General features: G+C 70.3%; 18 protein-coding genes. 15 read left to right on the top strand and 3 right to left on the bottom strand.

Going from position 1 to position 17,029, the window contains the following annotated elements; genetic code table 11:
• Positions 1–390 precede the first annotated feature (390 nt).
• From VF746_03855 to VF746_03785, 15 genes are all read left to right on the top strand, one after another.
• Complete coding sequence (locus VF746_03855; GenBank protein ID HEX8691551.1) at positions 391–1,011, top strand: hypothetical protein; 621 nt, start codon at positions 391–393, stop codon at positions 1,009–1,011.
• 143 nt (positions 1,012–1,154) lie between these two features.
• Positions 1,155–1,895 (top strand): hypothetical protein, encoded by a 741-nt coding sequence (locus tag VF746_03850; protein ID HEX8691550.1) that lies wholly within the window; start codon positions 1,155–1,157, stop codon positions 1,893–1,895.
• A gap of 176 nt (positions 1,896–2,071) precedes the next feature.
• Positions 2,072–2,965, top strand: coding sequence for a hypothetical protein (locus tag VF746_03845; GenBank protein HEX8691549.1), 894 nt, complete (start codon positions 2,072–2,074; stop codon positions 2,963–2,965).
• The gene (locus VF746_03840) at positions 2,962–4,707 is read left to right on the top strand and encodes a helix-hairpin-helix domain-containing protein (GenBank protein ID HEX8691548.1); all 1,746 of its coding nucleotides are present in this window, start codon (positions 2,962–2,964) and stop codon (positions 4,705–4,707) included. Before VF746_03845 ends, VF746_03840 begins: the two co-directional genes overlap by 4 nt.
• Complete coding sequence (gene nth, locus VF746_03835) at positions 4,676–5,416, top strand: endonuclease III (protein ID HEX8691547.1); 741 nt, start codon at positions 4,676–4,678, stop codon at positions 5,414–5,416. Before VF746_03840 ends, nth begins: the two co-directional genes overlap by 32 nt.
• A gap of 283 nt (positions 5,417–5,699) precedes the next feature.
• A complete protein-coding gene (locus tag VF746_03830; protein ID HEX8691546.1) occupies positions 5,700–5,897 on the top strand; it encodes a hypothetical protein in 198 nt (65 codons plus the stop codon).
• Positions 5,898–6,105: 208 nt separating this feature from the next.
• Entirely contained in the window at positions 6,106–6,309 is a 204-nt protein-coding gene (locus VF746_03825; GenBank protein ID HEX8691545.1) for a hypothetical protein, read from the top strand.
• Positions 6,310–6,462: 153 nt separating this feature from the next.
• Complete coding sequence (locus VF746_03820) at positions 6,463–6,663, top strand: hypothetical protein (GenBank protein HEX8691544.1); 201 nt, start codon at positions 6,463–6,465, stop codon at positions 6,661–6,663.
• 31 nt (positions 6,664–6,694) lie between these two features.
• Positions 6,695–6,886, top strand: a complete 192-nt coding sequence (locus tag VF746_03815; GenBank protein HEX8691543.1) for a hypothetical protein — start codon at positions 6,695–6,697, stop codon at positions 6,884–6,886.
• 191 nt (positions 6,887–7,077) lie between these two features.
• Positions 7,078–7,272: a hypothetical protein gene (locus VF746_03810; protein HEX8691542.1), complete on the top strand. Its 195-nt coding sequence runs from the start codon at positions 7,078–7,080 to the stop codon at positions 7,270–7,272.
• A gap of 199 nt (positions 7,273–7,471) precedes the next feature.
• Entirely contained in the window at positions 7,472–8,872 is a 1,401-nt protein-coding gene (asnS, locus tag VF746_03805; protein ID HEX8691541.1) for an asparagine--tRNA ligase, read from the top strand.
• 176 nt (positions 8,873–9,048) lie between these two features.
• Entirely contained in the window at positions 9,049–9,381 is a 333-nt protein-coding gene (locus VF746_03800) for a hypothetical protein (GenBank protein HEX8691540.1), read from the top strand.
• Positions 9,382–9,417: 36 nt separating this feature from the next.
• The gene (locus tag VF746_03795) at positions 9,418–11,634 is read left to right on the top strand and encodes a tetratricopeptide repeat protein (GenBank protein ID HEX8691539.1); all 2,217 of its coding nucleotides are present in this window, start codon (positions 9,418–9,420) and stop codon (positions 11,632–11,634) included.
• Positions 11,635–11,844: 210 nt separating this feature from the next.
• Positions 11,845–12,549: a hypothetical protein gene (locus tag VF746_03790; protein ID HEX8691538.1), complete on the top strand. Its 705-nt coding sequence runs from the start codon at positions 11,845–11,847 to the stop codon at positions 12,547–12,549.
• Positions 12,550–12,710: 161 nt separating this feature from the next.
• Complete coding sequence (locus tag VF746_03785) at positions 12,711–13,415, top strand: hypothetical protein (protein HEX8691537.1); 705 nt, start codon at positions 12,711–12,713, stop codon at positions 13,413–13,415.
• 119 nt (positions 13,416–13,534) lie between these two features.
• Here the strand turns inward: VF746_03785 and VF746_03780 are convergent, their stop codons facing one another.
• The 3 genes from VF746_03780 to msrA form a co-directional block, all read right to left on the bottom strand.
• Positions 13,535–15,196 (bottom strand): nuclear transport factor 2 family protein, encoded by a 1,662-nt coding sequence (locus VF746_03780; protein ID HEX8691536.1) that lies wholly within the window; start codon positions 15,194–15,196, stop codon positions 13,535–13,537.
• A gap of 144 nt (positions 15,197–15,340) precedes the next feature.
• Positions 15,341–16,009 (bottom strand): hypothetical protein, encoded by a 669-nt coding sequence (locus VF746_03775; GenBank protein HEX8691535.1) that lies wholly within the window; start codon positions 16,007–16,009, stop codon positions 15,341–15,343.
• A gap of 211 nt (positions 16,010–16,220) precedes the next feature.
• Positions 16,221–16,772 carry a peptide-methionine (S)-S-oxide reductase MsrA gene (msrA, locus tag VF746_03770; GenBank protein ID HEX8691534.1) on the bottom strand — a complete coding sequence of 184 codons (552 nt, stop codon included), beginning with the start codon at positions 16,770–16,772 and terminating at the stop codon, positions 16,221–16,223.
• Between the last annotated feature and the right edge of the window lie 257 nt (positions 16,773–17,029).

The raw sequence follows: 17,029 nt of genomic DNA, 5'->3' as shown, positions 1-17,029 counted from the left end.
GCCCCCGCGGCTGTTGTCATTGAAGTCCGCCTCGGATCAGCCACGGGTAGACATCTATTGTTCGGATCCATGCCGCTTCAGGGCGTTCGAGCAACAAGCCCTTTACGCGGGTGCCGGCAAGCTTCATCTTCGACAGGAACTCGATTACGGAGAGCAAAGATGGCCAAGGAAAAGCGGACGATCCAGGACTCGTTCCCGCCGGGGTCGATCGATCGAGGTGAACTCCGCCGGAGCTTCGCCAGGCTTCGTGACGCGTCGCGAGGCCCGGTTGGGGTACGCACGAACGATCAGAGGTCGAACACGAAGAATCCCAGTGCTCCCATCGTTCGGAAGGACAGTGGGAAAGTGAAGAAGGTAGCTGAGACGTCGGCCCGGTCCTGATCCGTTCCAATGCCGCTCAGCGATCAAGAGAAGCACGTCTTCATCAACTGTCCTTTCGACAACAAGCACACGCCGCTCTTTCGGGCGATGATATTCGCGGTCCACGACTGCGGGTTCATTGCCCGATGTGCATTGGAGTCGGAAGATGCCGGTGAGGTGCGGATCAAGAAGATTATTCAGATCATCCGAGAGTCGCGGTATGGCATCCATGACATCTCCCGGATCGAGTTGGACCGGAGTACGCGCTTTCCCCGGTTCAACATGCCTCTGGAATTGGGGATTTTCCTGGGTGCGAAGGAGTTCGGTTCCCGCGAGCAGCGTCGGAAGGCGTGCCTCATTCTTGACCGGGAGCGGTATCGGTACCAGGTGTTCTGTTCAGATATTGCCGGGCAGGACATCCGCGAGCATGGCAATCATCCCGACGAGGCGATCCGGGCGGTTCGCAACTTCCTGGCGAACCAGCGTCCGAATCTGCTTCTTCCTTCCGCGGGAACGCTCTCACAGCGTTACTCCCTTTTCAAGAAGCAGCTCCCCAGGGTCGCGCGAGAGCACCACCTCGACACGCGCGAGCTGAGCTTCAATGAGCTGCGTAATCTCGTGCTCGCCTTCCTGCAGGAGAATCCGTGGTAGGCGCGCGTTCGAAAGTGACGTGACGCGGTATCTTTCTCCAGGTTATCCCCCCTCATCTCCGAAGCCCTCGGGCGTGCTCGTTGCTGTGACCAACGCGGTAGTGTCTGGCCCACGCATGGCGAGTCAGCCTGAATCCAAAGCCGATGAAGTTCAAGGAGTTCGAGCGGCGGGCGCGGGAGATGTTCGAGGAGATCCCCGCGGAGATGCGGCACAACGTGGAGTACCTCGTCGTCGACCGGGAGGCGGTGCCGCACCCGTCGATCCCCGACATCTACACGCTGGGCGAGTGCGCCACGGGCGAATACGACCTGGGCTTCGACGCGCCGGGGGTGGTGCGCTCGGGGGTGCACCTCTACTACGGCTCGTTCCGCAGGCTGGCGGAGCTGGACCCGGAGTTCGACTGGGAGGAGGAGCTGTGGGAGACCCTCACCCACGAGATCCGCCACCACCGCGAGTCCACCGCCGGCGAGGACGACCTGGAGGACGTGGACTACGCCGAGGACGAGAACTTCAAGCGCCGCGAGGGGCAGCCGTTCGACCCGTTCTTCTACCGCAGCGGCCACGCGGTGGCGGGGGACGCCTGGGAGGTGGACGGCGACCTGTTCGTGGAGCGCACGCTGGACGCGGCCGAGTTCGCGCGCGCGGAGGAGATCGCCGTCACCATCGCGGGCGAGGAGGTGAGGGTGCCGCGCCCGGAGCGGCAGGGCGACGTGCACTACGTCTACCTGGACGGCCTGTACGACGACGACGCGGGCGACGTGGCGCTGGTGCTGGTGCGCCGCCGCGGCGCCTGGGAGTCGCTGCGCGCGGCGTTCTCGCGAAAAGAGCCGGAGGTGCTGGAGTCGGCGGTGGACTTCGGAGACGAGGAGGGTGAGGACGGGTGACGTCCGGCGATTCGGCATTCTGCCGGCTGTCCCCTGTACCCTATCCCTTTCCCCTCGCAGTTCGCGGTTTCGGAAGCCGGAGGGGCGGACTACCTTGGAGGCTTCCGGCGTCCGGCTTGCAAGGGCAGGCGGCCGCTCGAGGGACGCTGCCGGTGGGAACACGGACGGGAGGGGGGATGAGCGAGGCGGAGAGCGAGGCCGTACACGAGCCGCGGCGCCAGGCGGGGCCGTACCTCACGCCGTACGAGCTGGCGTTCGGCGAGGCGGGGTTCGAGAACCGCACCTTCCCGTCGGTGCTGGCCGAGGCCGAGGAGCACGACGAGGACCCCGCCCACCGCGAGCGCTTCGGCTTCCTCACCGTCGCGGCCGACGCGGCGCGCGAGCTGGTGCCCCCGGAGGCGCCCCCCGAGGCGGGCGCGGAGTACCTGGCGCTCTTCTACCACGCCTTCAACTTCTGGCGCTTCGGGCGGCGCTGCTACGTGCTCGACGCGCCGCTGGCCCGCTACCTGGTCGAGGCCGCGCCATCGCTGGCCGGGTGGGAGCTCACCCTGCCGCACCCCAGCGTCTACGTGCAGCTGCCGCCCAAGCTGTTCTGGGCCAGCATCGCGGTGGACGTGCCCCCGGAGCCGGTGGACGGCTTCTTCGCCACCCTCGCCCAGGGGCAGGACCCGCTGGGGCTGCCGTACCACGACCTGCAGGTGCTCATGGTCCTCGGCCTCCGCCGCGGGCGCGCGGGGTTCAGCATCATCCCCTTCGACACCGAGGTGGGGCCGGGCATTCCGGCGGTGTGGGCCGAGACGCCGGGGCGCGAGGGGGCGCGCGACTTCGAGAACATCCTCCCCGGCGGCGAGATCAAGGGCCTCTACTCGATCCTCACCAACGCCGAGGCGCTCAAGCTGCTGGCGCGCGCCCTCTGGTACGTCGACACGCACTCCGAGGACGTGGTGCCGATGACGGCCGCCGAGCGGCGCGCCGAGGACCGGCCGGGCTCGGTCCCCCTCTCCCGCCTGCCGCACTTCCGGGTGGGGCTCTCCGGCGGCGGCCTGCGCTCGGAGGGCGCCACGGGATGAAGGCGCCCGAGGTCGCGGGGGTGCTCGCCGAGATCGCCATGCTGCTGGAGGTGGTGGGCGGCGACCCCTTCCGCGCCCGCGCCTACCAGAACGCCGCCCGCCGCATCGAGGCCACCGGCGCCGACCTGGTGGACCTCGCCGCGAAGGGGAAGCTGACCAGCCTCCCCGGCGTGGGCGAGGGGATCGCGGCGGTGATCCGCGAGCTGGTGGAGACGGGCGAGAGCTCGCTCTACAACCGCCTGGCCGCGGAGACGCCGGTGGGCCTCTACGACCTGATGCGCATCAAGGGGCTGGGCCCCAGGCGCGTCCGCACCGTCTGGGCCGACCTGGGCATCGACTCGCTCGACCGGCTGGAGGAGGCGGCGCTCGCCGGCCGCCTGGCCCCGCTCCCCGGCTTCGGCGCGAAGACCGAGCAGAAGGTGCTGGAGGGGATCGCCTTCGCGCGCGCCGGGCGCGGGCGGCGGCGGCTCTACGCGGCGCTGGAGATCGCCGAGCGGCTGCTGGACTGGCTGGAGACGCTGGGCGGCGTGTCGAAGGCGGACGTCGCGGGAGAGGTGCGGCGCGACCTGGAGGTGGTGGAGCGGGTCGACCTCGTCGCCGCGGCGAAGGAGCCCGCGGAGGTGCTCGCGGCCTTCCGGGCCCTGAGCGGCGCGGCGCCGGCGGGCCCCCCGGAGCCGGACGCGGCGGAGATCCGCTTCTCGGACGGGCTGGCGGCGCGGCTCACCTGCGTGGCCCCCGACCGCTTCGTGGCCGCGCTGGTGCGGGAGACCGGGAGCGCGGCGCACCTGCGGCAGCTCGAAGAGCGGGCGGAGTCGCTGGGCTTGAGCTTCGCGGAAGACGGGCTGTGGCGCGGCGGGGAGCGGCTCAGGCCCCGGAGCGAGAAGGCGTTCTACCGGGCGCTGGGGCTCGACTTCATCGAGCCGGAGCTGCGCGAGGGGTGGGGCGAGGTCGAGGCGGCGGCGGAGGGGCGGCTGCCGAAGCTCGTCGAGGTGGGCGACCTCAAGGGCACCTTCCACTGCCACACCACGTACTCCGACGGGCGCGCCACGCTGGCGGAGATGGCCGAGGCGGCCCGGGAGCGCGGCTGGAGCTACCTGGGCACCGGCGACCACTCGCAGTCGGCCGGGTACGCGGGCGGGCTCACGCCGATGAAGGTGCGGTCGCAGCGCGCGGAGGTGGACGGCTGGAACCGCGCGCACGGGGGGAAGGGGAAGCGGCGCTTCCGCCTCTTCCACGGCATCGAGAGCGACATCCTCCCCGACGGGCGGCTGGACTACCCCGACGACGTGCTGGCGGTCTTCGACTACGTGGTGGGCTCGGTGCACTCGGCGTTCGGGATCGGGGAGAAGGAGATGACCGACCGCCTGCTGCGCGCCGTCTCCAACCCCCGCCTCACCATCCTGGGGCACGCCACGGGGCGGCTGCTGCTGCGCCGCGACGCCTACCCGGTGGACGTGCGCGCGGTGATCGACGCGGCGGCCGAGCACGGGGTGGCGGTGGAGATCAACGCCGACCCGGCGCGGCTGGACGTGGACTGGGAGAACGCCCGCTACGCCGCCGGGCGCGGGGTGCTGGTCCCCATCAACCCCGACGCGCACTCCACCGCCGCGCTCGACAACGTGCAGTGGGGCGTGCGCGTGGCGAGGAAGGGGTGGCTGGGCGCGCGTGACGTGCTGAACGCGTGGGAACTGGAAGAAGTCGAGGAGCACTTTGCCAAGAGAAAGCAGGCGCGCCCGGCGTGAGCGCACGGCCGAGATCGTCGCGCGGCTGGAGCGGGCGTACCCCGACAGCCGCTGCTCGCTGGACCACGAGACCCCCCTGCAGCTGCTGGCGGCCACCATCCTCTCCGCGCAGACCACCGACGCGGCGGTGAACCGGGTGACGCCGGCGCTCTTCGCGCGCTTCCGGACGGCGGAAGACTACGCGGCCGCCAGCCAGGAGGAGATGGAGGGCTACCTCAAGACGCTCAACTTCTTCCGCAACAAGTCGAAGGCGCTGATCGGCCTGGGCCGGGCGCTGGTCGAGCGCTTCGGCGGCGAGGTGCCGGCGTCGATGGAGGCGCTCACCACGCTGCCCGGCGTGGGGCGCAAGACGGCGAACGTGGTGCTGGGCGTGGGCTTCGGGATCGCCGAGGGCGTGGTGGTCGACACGCACGTGAAGCGCGTGGCCGCGCGGCTGGGGCTCACGCGCGAGGACGACCCGACCCAGATCGAGCAGGACCTGCTGGCGCTGCTCGCGCCCGAGAAGCGGGTGATCTTCACCCACCTGGTGATCGACCACGGCCGCGCCGTCTGCACTGCGCGCCGGGCGTACTGCGAGCGATGCGTGGTGGCCACCCTCTGCCCCACCGCGCCGGCCGTCTACCGCGAGCAGGCGGAGGACTCCGTGGCGAAGGACCTCATGGAAGACGTCGCGCCGCCCGCGCCCGACGTCATGCCCTCCGCTCTCTAACGGCCCATTCCTCGCAGGCGAACAGGGGCGCTGTCCCACCTGGGGCGGGGCTGCCCCGAAGTGAACACTCCGCCGGACGGGCCTCCACGCGGGCCGTCCGGCGGAACTCGTTGTGTCCCTTGCACCTGCACGCCGCTCCCTCCGGGCCGCCGCGGTGGTACGATGCTCGCCCTGGGTCGCTCACGGCGCGCCCGGCCGGTCGTCTTCCTCGAGCGCGCCTCGCCACATCCGCCGCCCGGCGGATGTCCTTTCCGCCAACACCCGAAATCGGGAGATAGTCCCCATGCGCAAGAAGCTCGACCTCGGCTCGCTCCAGGTGTCCTCGTTCTCCACCAGCGGCCTGGCCGCGGCGCAGGCGATCGACACCTACGAGTTCTGCAAGTGTTGCACGGGGTGCGACAGCGGCTGCGGCATCTACTACACCGCCGGCTGCGAGAACAGCGGCACCGGCGGCGGCGACACCGAGGCCCCGGTCTGCTGATCGGCCGACGGTTCCGGCTGCACGAAGCGCGCGGTCTGCGGCTGGGGCGCAGACCGCGCGCTGCACGTTTTGGCGGACTCGCGGTGGAGGCCGCCACGCCTCTTTTCACGCCACGGGATATACAGTAGATTGTCCGTTCCTCCCGCGAAGCTTCGGTTCTCCAGTCCGCCGTCCTCGACGGACGCCGACCCCTGACCGGAGAAGTGCGATGAAGCGCAGGAAGCTCACTCTCGACTCCCTGGCGGTGACCTCGTTCGAGACGTCGATCACGCGGCGCTGGAGCGAGGCCGATACCTATCCCCCGGTCTGCGCGTGCTGCACGGGGTGCGACAGCGGCTGCGGCATCCTGGGCAGCGAGGTCGGCTGCCAGAGTGCCGGCGACAGCGGCGACACCTGTCCGCCGAACTGCTGAGGCGCCGCGAGCGCGCGGAAGGGGCCGCGTCCACACCTGGCGCAGGCCCCTTCCCGTTCTCCTTCCGCGGCAGACGCTGAACGTCCGAGGCGCGGCGGCCGCTCCGCCGTGTCGTTACTCCCCACCACTCCCACCCCCACCAGGAGGACCCGCATGAGCCAGCTCAACCCCGAAGACCTGCACGTGGAATCGTTCGCGACCAGCGCCTCGGCCGACCTCTCCTACCCGGTCTGCTGCACGGGGTGCGACAGCGGGTGCGGCATCAACCCCACCGCCGGCGGCTGCGAGAGCCAGCCGAAGACGTACGAGTTCGTCACCTGCGGCAACCCGGACACGGTCGTCGCCGCCGAGTAGACGATCCGCCACCTCTCGACCGGATCGCGCCATGAGCCTGAACCCCGAGGACCTGCAGGTGGAGTCGTTCGCCACCGCGGAGCCGGACGGCACCGGCTACTGCTGCACCGGCTGCGTGAGCGGGTGCGGGATCAACCCCACCGCCGGATACTGCGAGAGCCAGCCGGAGACGTACGAGTACTGGTCCTGCGGCTGCCCGGACACGGTCGCCGCTGCCGAGTAGGCCGCGCCTGCATCCCTTTCGGACGCGGGCGCGACCCGTTCCGACGCCCCGTGCACCAGCGGAGGAGAACGCCTGGGCCCTCCGGTTGCGCGCCTTATCGTCACCTAGGGCGACAGCATTGGATCCGCAGTGCCGCGATGCTACCTTGCGGCTTCCGAGCCACCTCCCCCACCCCCGACAGGACAACTCCCATGAGCCTGAACCCCGACGACCTGCACGTGGAGTCGTTCGCGACCGCGGACCCGTACTCCACCGGCGGGCGCTGTTGCACCGGCTGCGTGAGCGGCTGCGGCATCAATCCCACGGCCGGCGGCTGCGAGAGCCAGCCGGACACCTTCGGCGCGTACACCTGCGACTGCAACACCACGGTCGTCGCCGCGGAGTAGCGCGGGCGGACCGCACGAGCAGGGGAGCGTGACGAAGGGGCCGCGTCCGACACGGGCGCGGCCCCTTCGCTCATTCCGGCCGCGGGCAGGTGCGCGAAGCGGGCGGACGCAGTAACTTCCGCGTCCCAAGCGCCCGGCGCCGCCCACGCGCCGGGCCGCTTCGTCCGCGGACCCAATAAGACGCAGCACGCCCGGAATCATGCGACGCCCCCTGATCAAGCACCTCCTGGCCGGCGAGGTCCCGCCCGGCAGCCCCGTGACCGTGCAGGGCTGGGTGCGCACCCGCCGCGACTCCAAGGCCGGGATCAGCTTCATCAACGTCAGCGACGGCTCGTGCTTCGCCCCTATCCAGGTGGTCGCGGGCAGCGACCTGCCGAACTACGAGAGCGAGGTCAAGCGCCTGACCGCCGGCTGCTCGGTGCGCGTGGAGGGCGAGCTGGTGGCCACGCCGGGGCGCCCGCAGCCCGTGGAGGTGAGGGCCGCGCGCGTGGAGGTCGTCGGCTGGGTGGACGATCCGGAGACGTACCCGATCCAGCCGAAGGAGCACTCGATGGAGTTCCTGCGCACCGTGGCGCACCTGCGCCCGCGCACGAACACCTTCGGGGCGGTGGCGCGCGTGCGGCACACCCTATCGATGGCGATCCACCGCTTCTTCGACCGGCGCAGCTTCTTCTGGGTGCACACGCCCATCATCACCACCAGCGACGCCGAGGGCGCGGGCGAGATGTTCCGCGTCTCCACGCTGGACCTGCTGCACCTGCCGCGCACCCCCGGGGGCGAGGTCGACTTCTCGCAGGACTTCTTCGGCCGCTCGGCCGCGCTCACCGTGTCGGGGCAGCTGAACGTGGAGGCGTACTGCCAGGCGCTCTCCAACGTCTACACCTTCGGCCCCACCTTCCGGGCCGAGAACTCGAACACGAGCCGGCACCTGGCCGAGTTCTGGATGATCGAGCCCGAGATCGCCTTCGCCGACCTGGACGACGACGCGGACCTGGCCGAGGAGTTCCTGAAGAGCGTCTTCACCGACCTGCTGAACGAGCGCGCCGACGACACGGCGTTCTTCGCCGAGCGGGTGGACCCGGAGTGCGTGAAGCGGCTGGAGGCGGTCATCTCGTCGCCCTTCGAGCGGATGGACTACACCGAGGCGGTGCGCCGGCTGGAGGCGTCGGGGAAGCGCTTCGAGTTCCCGGTGCGCTGGGGGGTGGACCTGCAGTCCGAGCACGAGCGCTACCTGACCGAGGAACTGGTGGGCCGGCCGGTGGTGGTGATGAACTATCCCAAGGAGATCAAGGCGTTCTACATGCGCCTGAACGACGACGGGAAGACGGTGGCCGCCCTGGACGTGCTGGCGCCGGGGATCGGCGAGATCATCGGCGGCAGCCAGCGCGAGGAGCGGCTCGACGTGCTGGACCGGCGGATCGAGGAGATGGGGCTCAACAAGGAATCGTACTGGTGGTACCGGGACCTGCGCCGCTACGGGACGGTGCCGCACGCCGGCTTCGGGCTGGGCTTCGAGCGCGCGATCCTGTACGCCACCGGCCTCGGCAACATCCGCGACGCGATTCCCTATCCGCGCACGCCGGGGAGCGGGGAGTTCTGAGTGCGAAGTGCGAGGTGCGAAGTGCGAAGTGCGAAGTGCGGAACCTGGGGCAGGGTAAATTCCCCTAACGAGTTTCGCTGAGCTTCCTTAATATCAGGGTACGCCACGCTGCCTCGTTGAGCCTGAATGGCGGACGGGCGGCGGGCGTACCTCGTCACATGAGCGGAGGGATTTCCATGGACCCCGTTGCACTCGCCACGATCACATCCGCCGTGTCCGTCCTCGCCACCGAGTCCGCCAAGGGGTTGGCCGGCCAGGCTGGGAAAGACACCTGGGCGCGCATCAAGTCCGTGCTCGGCTGGAAGGAAGATCCTGCGCCCGAGAAGCTCGCGCCTGCGGTCGCCGAGCGGCTGGCTAACGACGACGAAGCGGCACGCACCGTTGTGACGCTCCTGCGGGAGAACGCCAGCGTGGGGAGCGCTGCGGCCATCGTAGGCAACATCAACGCGGAGCGGGTGGTCGTGATCAAGGACCAGACCGTCGCGGGCGACTTCAACATCCAGATGTGACCTCCCATGTCGCCTCGCCGACGGTCTCCTCCGCCCATGCAGGCCGAAAAGCTGGTGTCGGTTCAGGACCCACAGATCCAGGGGGATCTGAACGTCTACGCTGGAGCCGGGCTGCGGGAGCAAATCCCGGTGCACAAGCCGCCGCGAAACCTGCCGCCGCGCCAGGCCACCTTTGCCGGGCGTGAGGTGGAGCTGCGGGAGTTGCACGAGCGGCTCAGCGGTAGCAGGGAGGTAGGGATCACGCAGCAGACGGCGGTGCACGGCCATGGGGGAATCGGCAAAACTTCCTTGGCCGTCGAGTACGGCTGGACCCACTTAGACGACTATCCCGGCGGCGTGTTCTTCCTCAACTGCGACTCGGAGCTGCCGCCTCCCATTGCGGAGTTGGCGCCGCACCTAGGGCTGGAGAGCGCCGAGACAGCCGAGGAGACGGCGCAGCGGGTGAAGGTGCAGCTGGAGACAGGCGGGCCGTCCCTGCTGATCCTAGACAACGTCCGAGGACCGGCGCAGTGGCGCAGCCGAGAATGGAGCCGGCACCTGCCGGGGGAAGCCTGCAGGAGGCTGGTCACCACGCGCGCGGAGTCGCTACCGGGAGTGAAGATGTACCCGCTGGAGCGGCTGTCGAGCGAAGACGGGGTGCGACTGCTGGCCAAATACCGGGACGACGTGCAGGAGAACGAGCCGCTTGCCAAGGCGGTGGTGGAGTGGTTTGACGGTCTAGCGGTCGGGCTGACGGTGGTTGGGGCGTACCTGGCGATGCAGCCGCGACTGTCGTGGCGGCAGTACGTGGACGACTTGGAGCGCAAGGGACTGGGCGCAGTGCGCCAGACGGAGCGGGCGGTGGGCCATTTGCCAGACTACGAGGCACGGGTAGACGCGGTGTTCGATGAACTGCTGGATGCGCTCCCAGCAGAGCAGCGGCGGGCTCTGGAGTACGCCGCGCTACTGCCCGAGGACCAGGTGTACGCGTTGTGGGTTGCCGAGCTGCTGGAGGGAGACGAAGACGTGGAGGTGCCTGAGCTGCCGGGGTACGAGCAACCGGGCGAGGCGGTGGTGTGGGCGTTAGTGGACCGGCAACTCCTGCGGGCACGGGGCGAGGAGAAGGATGTGGTGGGGCTACATCGGGTGCTGCGGCGGCGGGTGTGGGAGCGCCTAGATGAGGGCGGTGCGATGGACCGGCTCGTGAACCAGGTGGCGGAACTGGCGGAGCGGCGTGGCAAGGCATCGCACGACGCGGTGATAGAGGCGACGCTACGGCGCGAGTTGACCCCGCTGATCGCACTGAGCCGGGAGTTGGACACGCTAGGCCGCACCGAGGTGGCGGCCAGCCTGGCTAACTGGATCTCGACCCCGCTCCGCGCATTGGGCCGATTCACGGAGGCTCGCGCGCTGCTCGAAGAATTCGCGCACGCCGAACGGTTGGAGGCTTTGCCAGTCGAGAAAGTGGCCGCTCTGCTATCGAACCTCGCCATGCACCTCCAAGATCTCGGTGAGCTTGCAGAGGCGCGTCGGCGGATGGAGCGGGCAATCGAAATCAAGGAGCAGCACTTCGATCCCGATCACCTCACGCTGGCGGTCAGCTACTCCAATCTTGCCGGAATCCTAAAGGACCTTGGGGAACTGGTGGAGGCGCGGTGGCGGATGGAGCAAGCCATCGAAATCGATGAGCGGCACTTTGATCCCGACCACCCGGTGCTGGCAACCAGCTACTCGAATCTCGCCATGATCCTAAAGAACCTTGGGGAAATGACGGAGGCGCGGCGGCTGATAGAGCGGGTCATCGAGATAGAGGAGCAGCACTTCGATCCCGATCACCCTACGCTAGCGATCAGCTACTCCAATCTCGCCACCGTTCTCTGGGAACTCAGGGATTTGACGGAGGCGCGGCGGCGAATGGAGCGGGCTATAGAGATCAATGAGCGGCACTTCGATTCTGACCATCCCGTGCTGGCGACCTGCTATTCCAACATCGCCATGATCCTCAAGGCCCTCGGAGATTTGGCAGAAGCGCGGCGGCAGATGGAGCGAGCCATTGAGATCGATGAGCGGCACTTCGATCCTGACCACCCCACGCTGGCGGTTAGCTACCACAATCTCGCATGGGTAGAACTGGAACTCGGAAACCAAGAGCGAGCTTGTGCCCTCCTCCACCGCGCCAAAGCTATCTTGGACAAACATTTCACGCCGGCGCATCCCCATGTGAAGATAGTTGCCGCCGCCATTGAGCGCGCGTGCACGGAGCCTCCGGAATAACAAAAACGCTACGCAGCCCGAAGCCCTGCCGTCCGCACCGACCCGCGTCCACACCGAAGGAGCCCGCGCAGGCGGGCTCTTCGCCGTTGTAGCCGCGCCTTCAGGCGCCCATCTCCTTCGGTCCCGATTGACAGATGTGCCAATCTTCGTAAACATTTAGCGCAGCGTCCCTCTTATTGGCAGGCTCTCGCTCCACCTCCCCCGAATCCAATGATGAAGACCAGCGCCGTTCCTCGCGCCCTCGCGCTCGCGTGCGCGGCTCTCGCGCTGCTGTCCGCCGCGCCCGCCGCGGCGCAGGAGGAGTCGGCCGGCACGCCGGCGCGGATGCCGGTGATGAACGACCCGACGGGGGTGGGGGCGCTGGCGGCGGGGGTGCTGGTGCGGCTGCGCAACGCGGGGATGCACGGCACCCGCGGCACCTTCGTGCTGCGCACCGGCCCGGGCGGCGCTGACCCCGAGGTCCGCTTCGTCGGTGCGGACCTGCCGGCCGCCGCGCTGGAGCAGGCGCGCCCCGCGGTCGACGCCTTCCTGGCGCAGTGGAAGGACGGCCGCGCCCACCACGTGAGCTTCCGCGTGGGCGAGGAGACGCTCGCGGTGGTGGCGGGCGACTGGGACTGGGACCTCGACCAGGCGCCCGCGCTCCTCAACGCCCGTCCGATCGAGCGCCGGCTGAGCAGCCTCGCCACCACGCAGGACCGCAGCGTGGCGGCCGAGCGCGGCACCGAGGTGTCGCTGCTGATCAGCCCCGCCGGCAACGTGCTGGCCGTCGCCTTCTCCGAGCCGGGCGAGGATGCGGCCCTGGAGCGCCAGCTCACGGAGGTCGCCTACGCGATGCGCTGGGAGCCCGCCCGCCGCGAAGGGCAGCCGGTGCCCACCTGGATGACCTACCGGTTCGGCCTGCGGCGGCCTTCCTGAGGTGGGTGATCGGGCGAGCGGGCATCCGTGCCGCTGCCGCGCCCGACCCACGTGCCAGGGTGAGAAGATTCTTCGGCCCTGCCGTCATTCGTGTGGACGCCGGTTCTGTGTGATCGGGCCTCAGAATGACAGCGAACACCAACTGATCTCCCAGATTCGGTATGAGACTTACGACCTTCACCGCCGCCCGGGCGCTCGCCTGCGCCGGGCTCGCCCTCTGCGCCTGGACGGCGCCCGCCGCCGCCCAGGAGCAGCAGCCCGCCGACCCGGTGCGCATCGAGGTGGCGGGCGACGACATCGGCGTCGGGCGGCTGGCGGCGGGCGTGCTGGCGGCGCTGCAGAACAACGGGGTGCGCCCCACCCGCGGCATCTTCCTGCTGCGCGCCGACTCGGCCAACGCCAACCTGAGCGGCAGCTTCGCCGGCTCCGACGTGCCGCAGGCCGCCTTCGCCCACGCGCGCCCCGCCATCGCCGCGTTCCTGCGCGAGCGCCCCGGCAGTGGCCCGTTCCACGTGAGCTTCCGGCTTTCCGAGGAGACGCTCGCCGTGGTCGGCGGCGAGTGGGACTGGCGCTGGGACCAGGCGCCGGAGGTGCGCAACGACGCGCGCGTGCAGGAGCTCCTGAACCGCCTGGCCGGCGTCACTTCCGACCAGACCGGCAGCTGGGAGCGCGACACCCAGCTCCTGCTGCTGGTGAGCCCCGCCGGGAAGGTGGTGGTCGCGAGCGTCGAGATCCCCAGCGGCGACTGGGGCGTCGACCAGTACCTGATGAACCTGGCGTACGAGATGCGCTGGAACCCCGCCCGCAAGGACGGGCAGCCGGTCCCCGGCTGGATGCGCTACCGCTTCGGCCTCCGGCGCTACTGATCCCGGACCAGAAACGCAGGCCTCACGCAGAGTCAGCAGAGTCAGCAGAGAAACAAACGCGGCGAGCGGCGGACCGGTCACGGGTCCGCCGCTCGCGCTTCATCCCCCGACCCGTACGGCTACTTCTGCGGCAGCGGCGGGTCGATGTCGTCGTAGATGCGGGCGGCGCGCAGCACGCCGCCGGGGCCGCGCTCGTAGACCGCCACGCCCGCCTGCGGCGGCAGCTCCGTCGTGCCCCAGCGCGTGGCCACGTACTCGATGGCGCAGCGCACCCCGTCGTCCGTCACCGTGCAGTGCCGCAGCGGGATGCCGCCGCCGTTGGAGAAGAGCGCCGTGTAGAAGGCGCGCAGCGCCTCGGTGCCGATGTGCACGAACCGCTCGCCTGCGGGCTCGCGGGCCAGGCCGTTGGGCTCGAAGCAGGCCACCACCGCCTCCACGTCGCCCGCGGCCAGCGCCGCCTGGTAGCGGCCCACCACGTCCGGGATCTCCAGCCCCTCGGCGGGCGGCACCAGCGGCGGCCGCACGGTGTGCTCGCCGCGCACCGGCCAGAGCGTGTGGTAGACCCGCAGCGCGCCGATGCCGCCCCCCTCCGCCGTCTCCCACACGGTCGCCACCGGGAGCTGCACGGGGCGCCCCCCGCTCACCACCGCCAGCACCCCCTCGGCCACGTCGCGCCCCGGCGACTGGGTGACGGCGAACGGCTGGTACGCCAGGCTGAACGGGAGCCCCGTGGGCAGCTCCGGCATCCCGAACCGCGCCAGCATCTCGCGCTGCGCCGCCGCCCCCTCGCCCAGCCACCGCGCGCTCTCGGCCACGAACGCCTCCAGCGCCTCCGCCGTCTCCACCCGCCCGCCGCGCGGATCGTCGATCTTCGGCTCGCCCGCGAAGAGCGCGCGCACCTCCTCCACGTCGCCGGCGGCCAGCGCGTTGAAGTAGCGGGCGGAGGGGTGCTCCATCATCGCCATCAGCTCCATCGGCGAGGGCATGCCGGAGAGCTGCGCCATCGCGCCCAGGTCCAGGTTGGGGAAGCCGCCCGCGGCCGGTCCGCCCGCGCCGCCCAACGCACCCAGCCCGGAGAGGTCACCCAGCCCGGAGAGATCCCCCAGCCCCGAGAGGTCGCCCAGCTTGGAAAGATCCCCCAGCGCGGAGAGGTCGCCCAGCCCGCCCGGGCCGCCCTCGCCGAAGAGCGCGGCGAAGGGGTTCACCTCCTCCTCGTCTTCGGGCCCCACGCGCACCAGCTCCCGCTCGACCTCCTCCGCGTCGCCCTCGCGGATGGAGCCGTAGCCGAGCCCCACGCCGTAGCGGGGGAGCCCCAGCGCGTCGCACAGGTCGGCGTGGCGGGCCTCGGCGAAGACGTACGACTCGCTGTCCGCCGGCGCGCGGAGGATACGCTCCACCGCCTCGGGCTGCGCGTTCGGGCCGCCGATGGCGCGGCAGAGCAGCGCCGCGTCGCCGCCCTCGGGCGGGAGGTCGTCGCCGTCCCAGTAGCCGGGCGTGGAGTCGTAGCGGTCCGCCACCGCGCCGCCCTGGCAGAGGACGTACGCGCAGACGTCGCTGTCGTAGACGCCGACGCCGAGCGCCGGGCACGCGAGCTCCCGCGACAGCTCGGCCGCCAGCTGCTCGTTCTGGCCCGGATCGTCGTCGGCCGCGGCGTCGAAGACGAGGGTGCAGCCCTGCCGCGTGGGCCCCACGTACGCCCGCCGCCCGCGCTCCTCCAGGAGCCCGGCGACGCGGCGCTGCTCGGGCCCGCGCAGGACGATGTGGTTGTAGGAGGAGCCCATTTCGGCCGGTGCAGGTCGCGGGTGAGACGAGGAGCGGGAGGCGCCAAGATGCGGAGCGATCGGGAGGCGGGCAATAGGAGGGGTGACGAAAACGAGCCGGGCCGGCGGTCGCCGGCCCGGCTCGTCGATTCGCGCCCCTGGTGGTCAGCGGCGCGCGCCCAGCTCCACGCCCGCGCGCAGCCCCACGCCGCGCCACCAGCGGTCGCGCTCCACGCGCGAGATCTCGCGCACCACCTGGCTGTTCTGCCACTCCCGGGTGACGTCCGTGAACTCCACGTGGTACCAGTCCATCTCGGCCTCCAGCGTCAGCCGGATCCGTCCCGGGGTGCGCAGCCCGACCCCCGTGGTCAGGTACGGCACGTCGGGGCCGCTCAGCCAGCCGGCCCCCGCGCTCAGCGACAGCGGGACCCGCGGGGTGCCGCCGAGGCGCACCCGCACGTCGGCGGCCAGCCCCGCCGGGTCGCTGCCGAAGCCGGGCTCGCGGGAGGTGTAGACGCCGTTCGTGGGGACGAAGGGATCGAGGGTGCCGGCAACCTCGACCATGCAGTCCGTCGGGTCCGCGAGCACGCCAGCCCGGCCCTCCAGCGCCACCGCGCCCAGCGCCACGCCGGCGCGGAGCTCTCCCGCCGGGTACGTCTCCTTCGAGCATCCCTGCAGGCCTTCCGGCAGGTTGTGCGCGCCGACCGAAAGCCCCGCGTAGGGCTGGAGCCGCGAGAGCAAGCGCTGGCTCGTCTCCTGCGCCGGAGCGGCGGCGGGCCAGGCGGCCAGGACGAGCAGGGTGACGAAGGCGGAACGGCGATCGAGGGTGCGCATCGGGAGAATCCGGGGCGGGAGGTGCGGTTGCGGTGACGATTCCACCCGTAGAACGCGTCCGCTACCGAAAGTGCGACACACCGTCGCGCGTTCATTCCGAATCTGGAAAAACCTCGAGTCTCGCGCACAGTCGGCAGAGCCGACGGAGGGGTTCTCTGCCGACCCTGCCGACTCTGCGTGAGAAAAGTCTTTTGTCGGACTGAGCATCGGGCTACGCCGGCTGCTTGAGCCGCTCCAGGTACTTGCGGCGGAACTTGGCCACCTTGGGCGCGATCACCACCTGGCAGTACGGCTGGCGGGAGTTGTTCCGGTAGTACTCCTGGTGGTAGTCCTCGGCCGGGTAGAACTCCGTCATCGGCGCCACCTCGGTCACGATGGGAGAGTCCCACACCCCTTCCGCCTCCAGCTCGGCGATCACCTCGCGCGCCGTGCGCTCCTGCTCGGGCGAGTGGAAGAAGACCGCCGAGCGGTACTGCGTCCCCACGTCGGCGCCCTGGCGGTTGAGCGTGGTGGGGTCGTGGATGGTGAAGAACACCTCCAGCAGCTCTCGGAAGCTCACCTCGGCCGGGTCGAAGGTGACCTGCACCACCTCGGCGTGGCCCGTGGCGCCGCCGCACACCGCGTGGTAGGTGGGGTTCGGCACGTGGCCGCCCGCGTAGCCGGACACGACCTTCTCCACTCCCCGGAGCTGCTCGAACACCGCCTCCAGGCACCAGAAGCAGCCGCCCGCCAGGGTGGCCGTCTCGCGCTCGCTCGTCTGCATCTATCCCGTCCCTTCTGCTTTGAAGACAACGATCTGCCGTCCACCATGACAATCCGCCGGACGCAGGCGGGGTTCCGGAAACGCACTTCGCACTCAGGACTCAGGACTGCGGTTCTGGGCGTGTCCCTCCGCTGCGCTCCGGGCCGGGCTGCGCGCGCGGTAGGGCACGATACGACCGTGCCCAACCGCGCCGGGCCACCGCCGCGACGAAACCCCGTGTCGCGGCGGCGTCCCGGCCCTGTCGGGCGCGCATCCCT

The sequence above is a fragment of the Longimicrobium sp. genome (genome assembly GCA_036389795.1).
GTDB lineage: Bacteria > Gemmatimonadota > Gemmatimonadetes > Longimicrobiales > Longimicrobiaceae > Longimicrobium.
The sequence above is the reverse complement of the archived record's forward strand: the minus strand, read 5'-3'. Positions and strand labels throughout refer to the sequence as shown.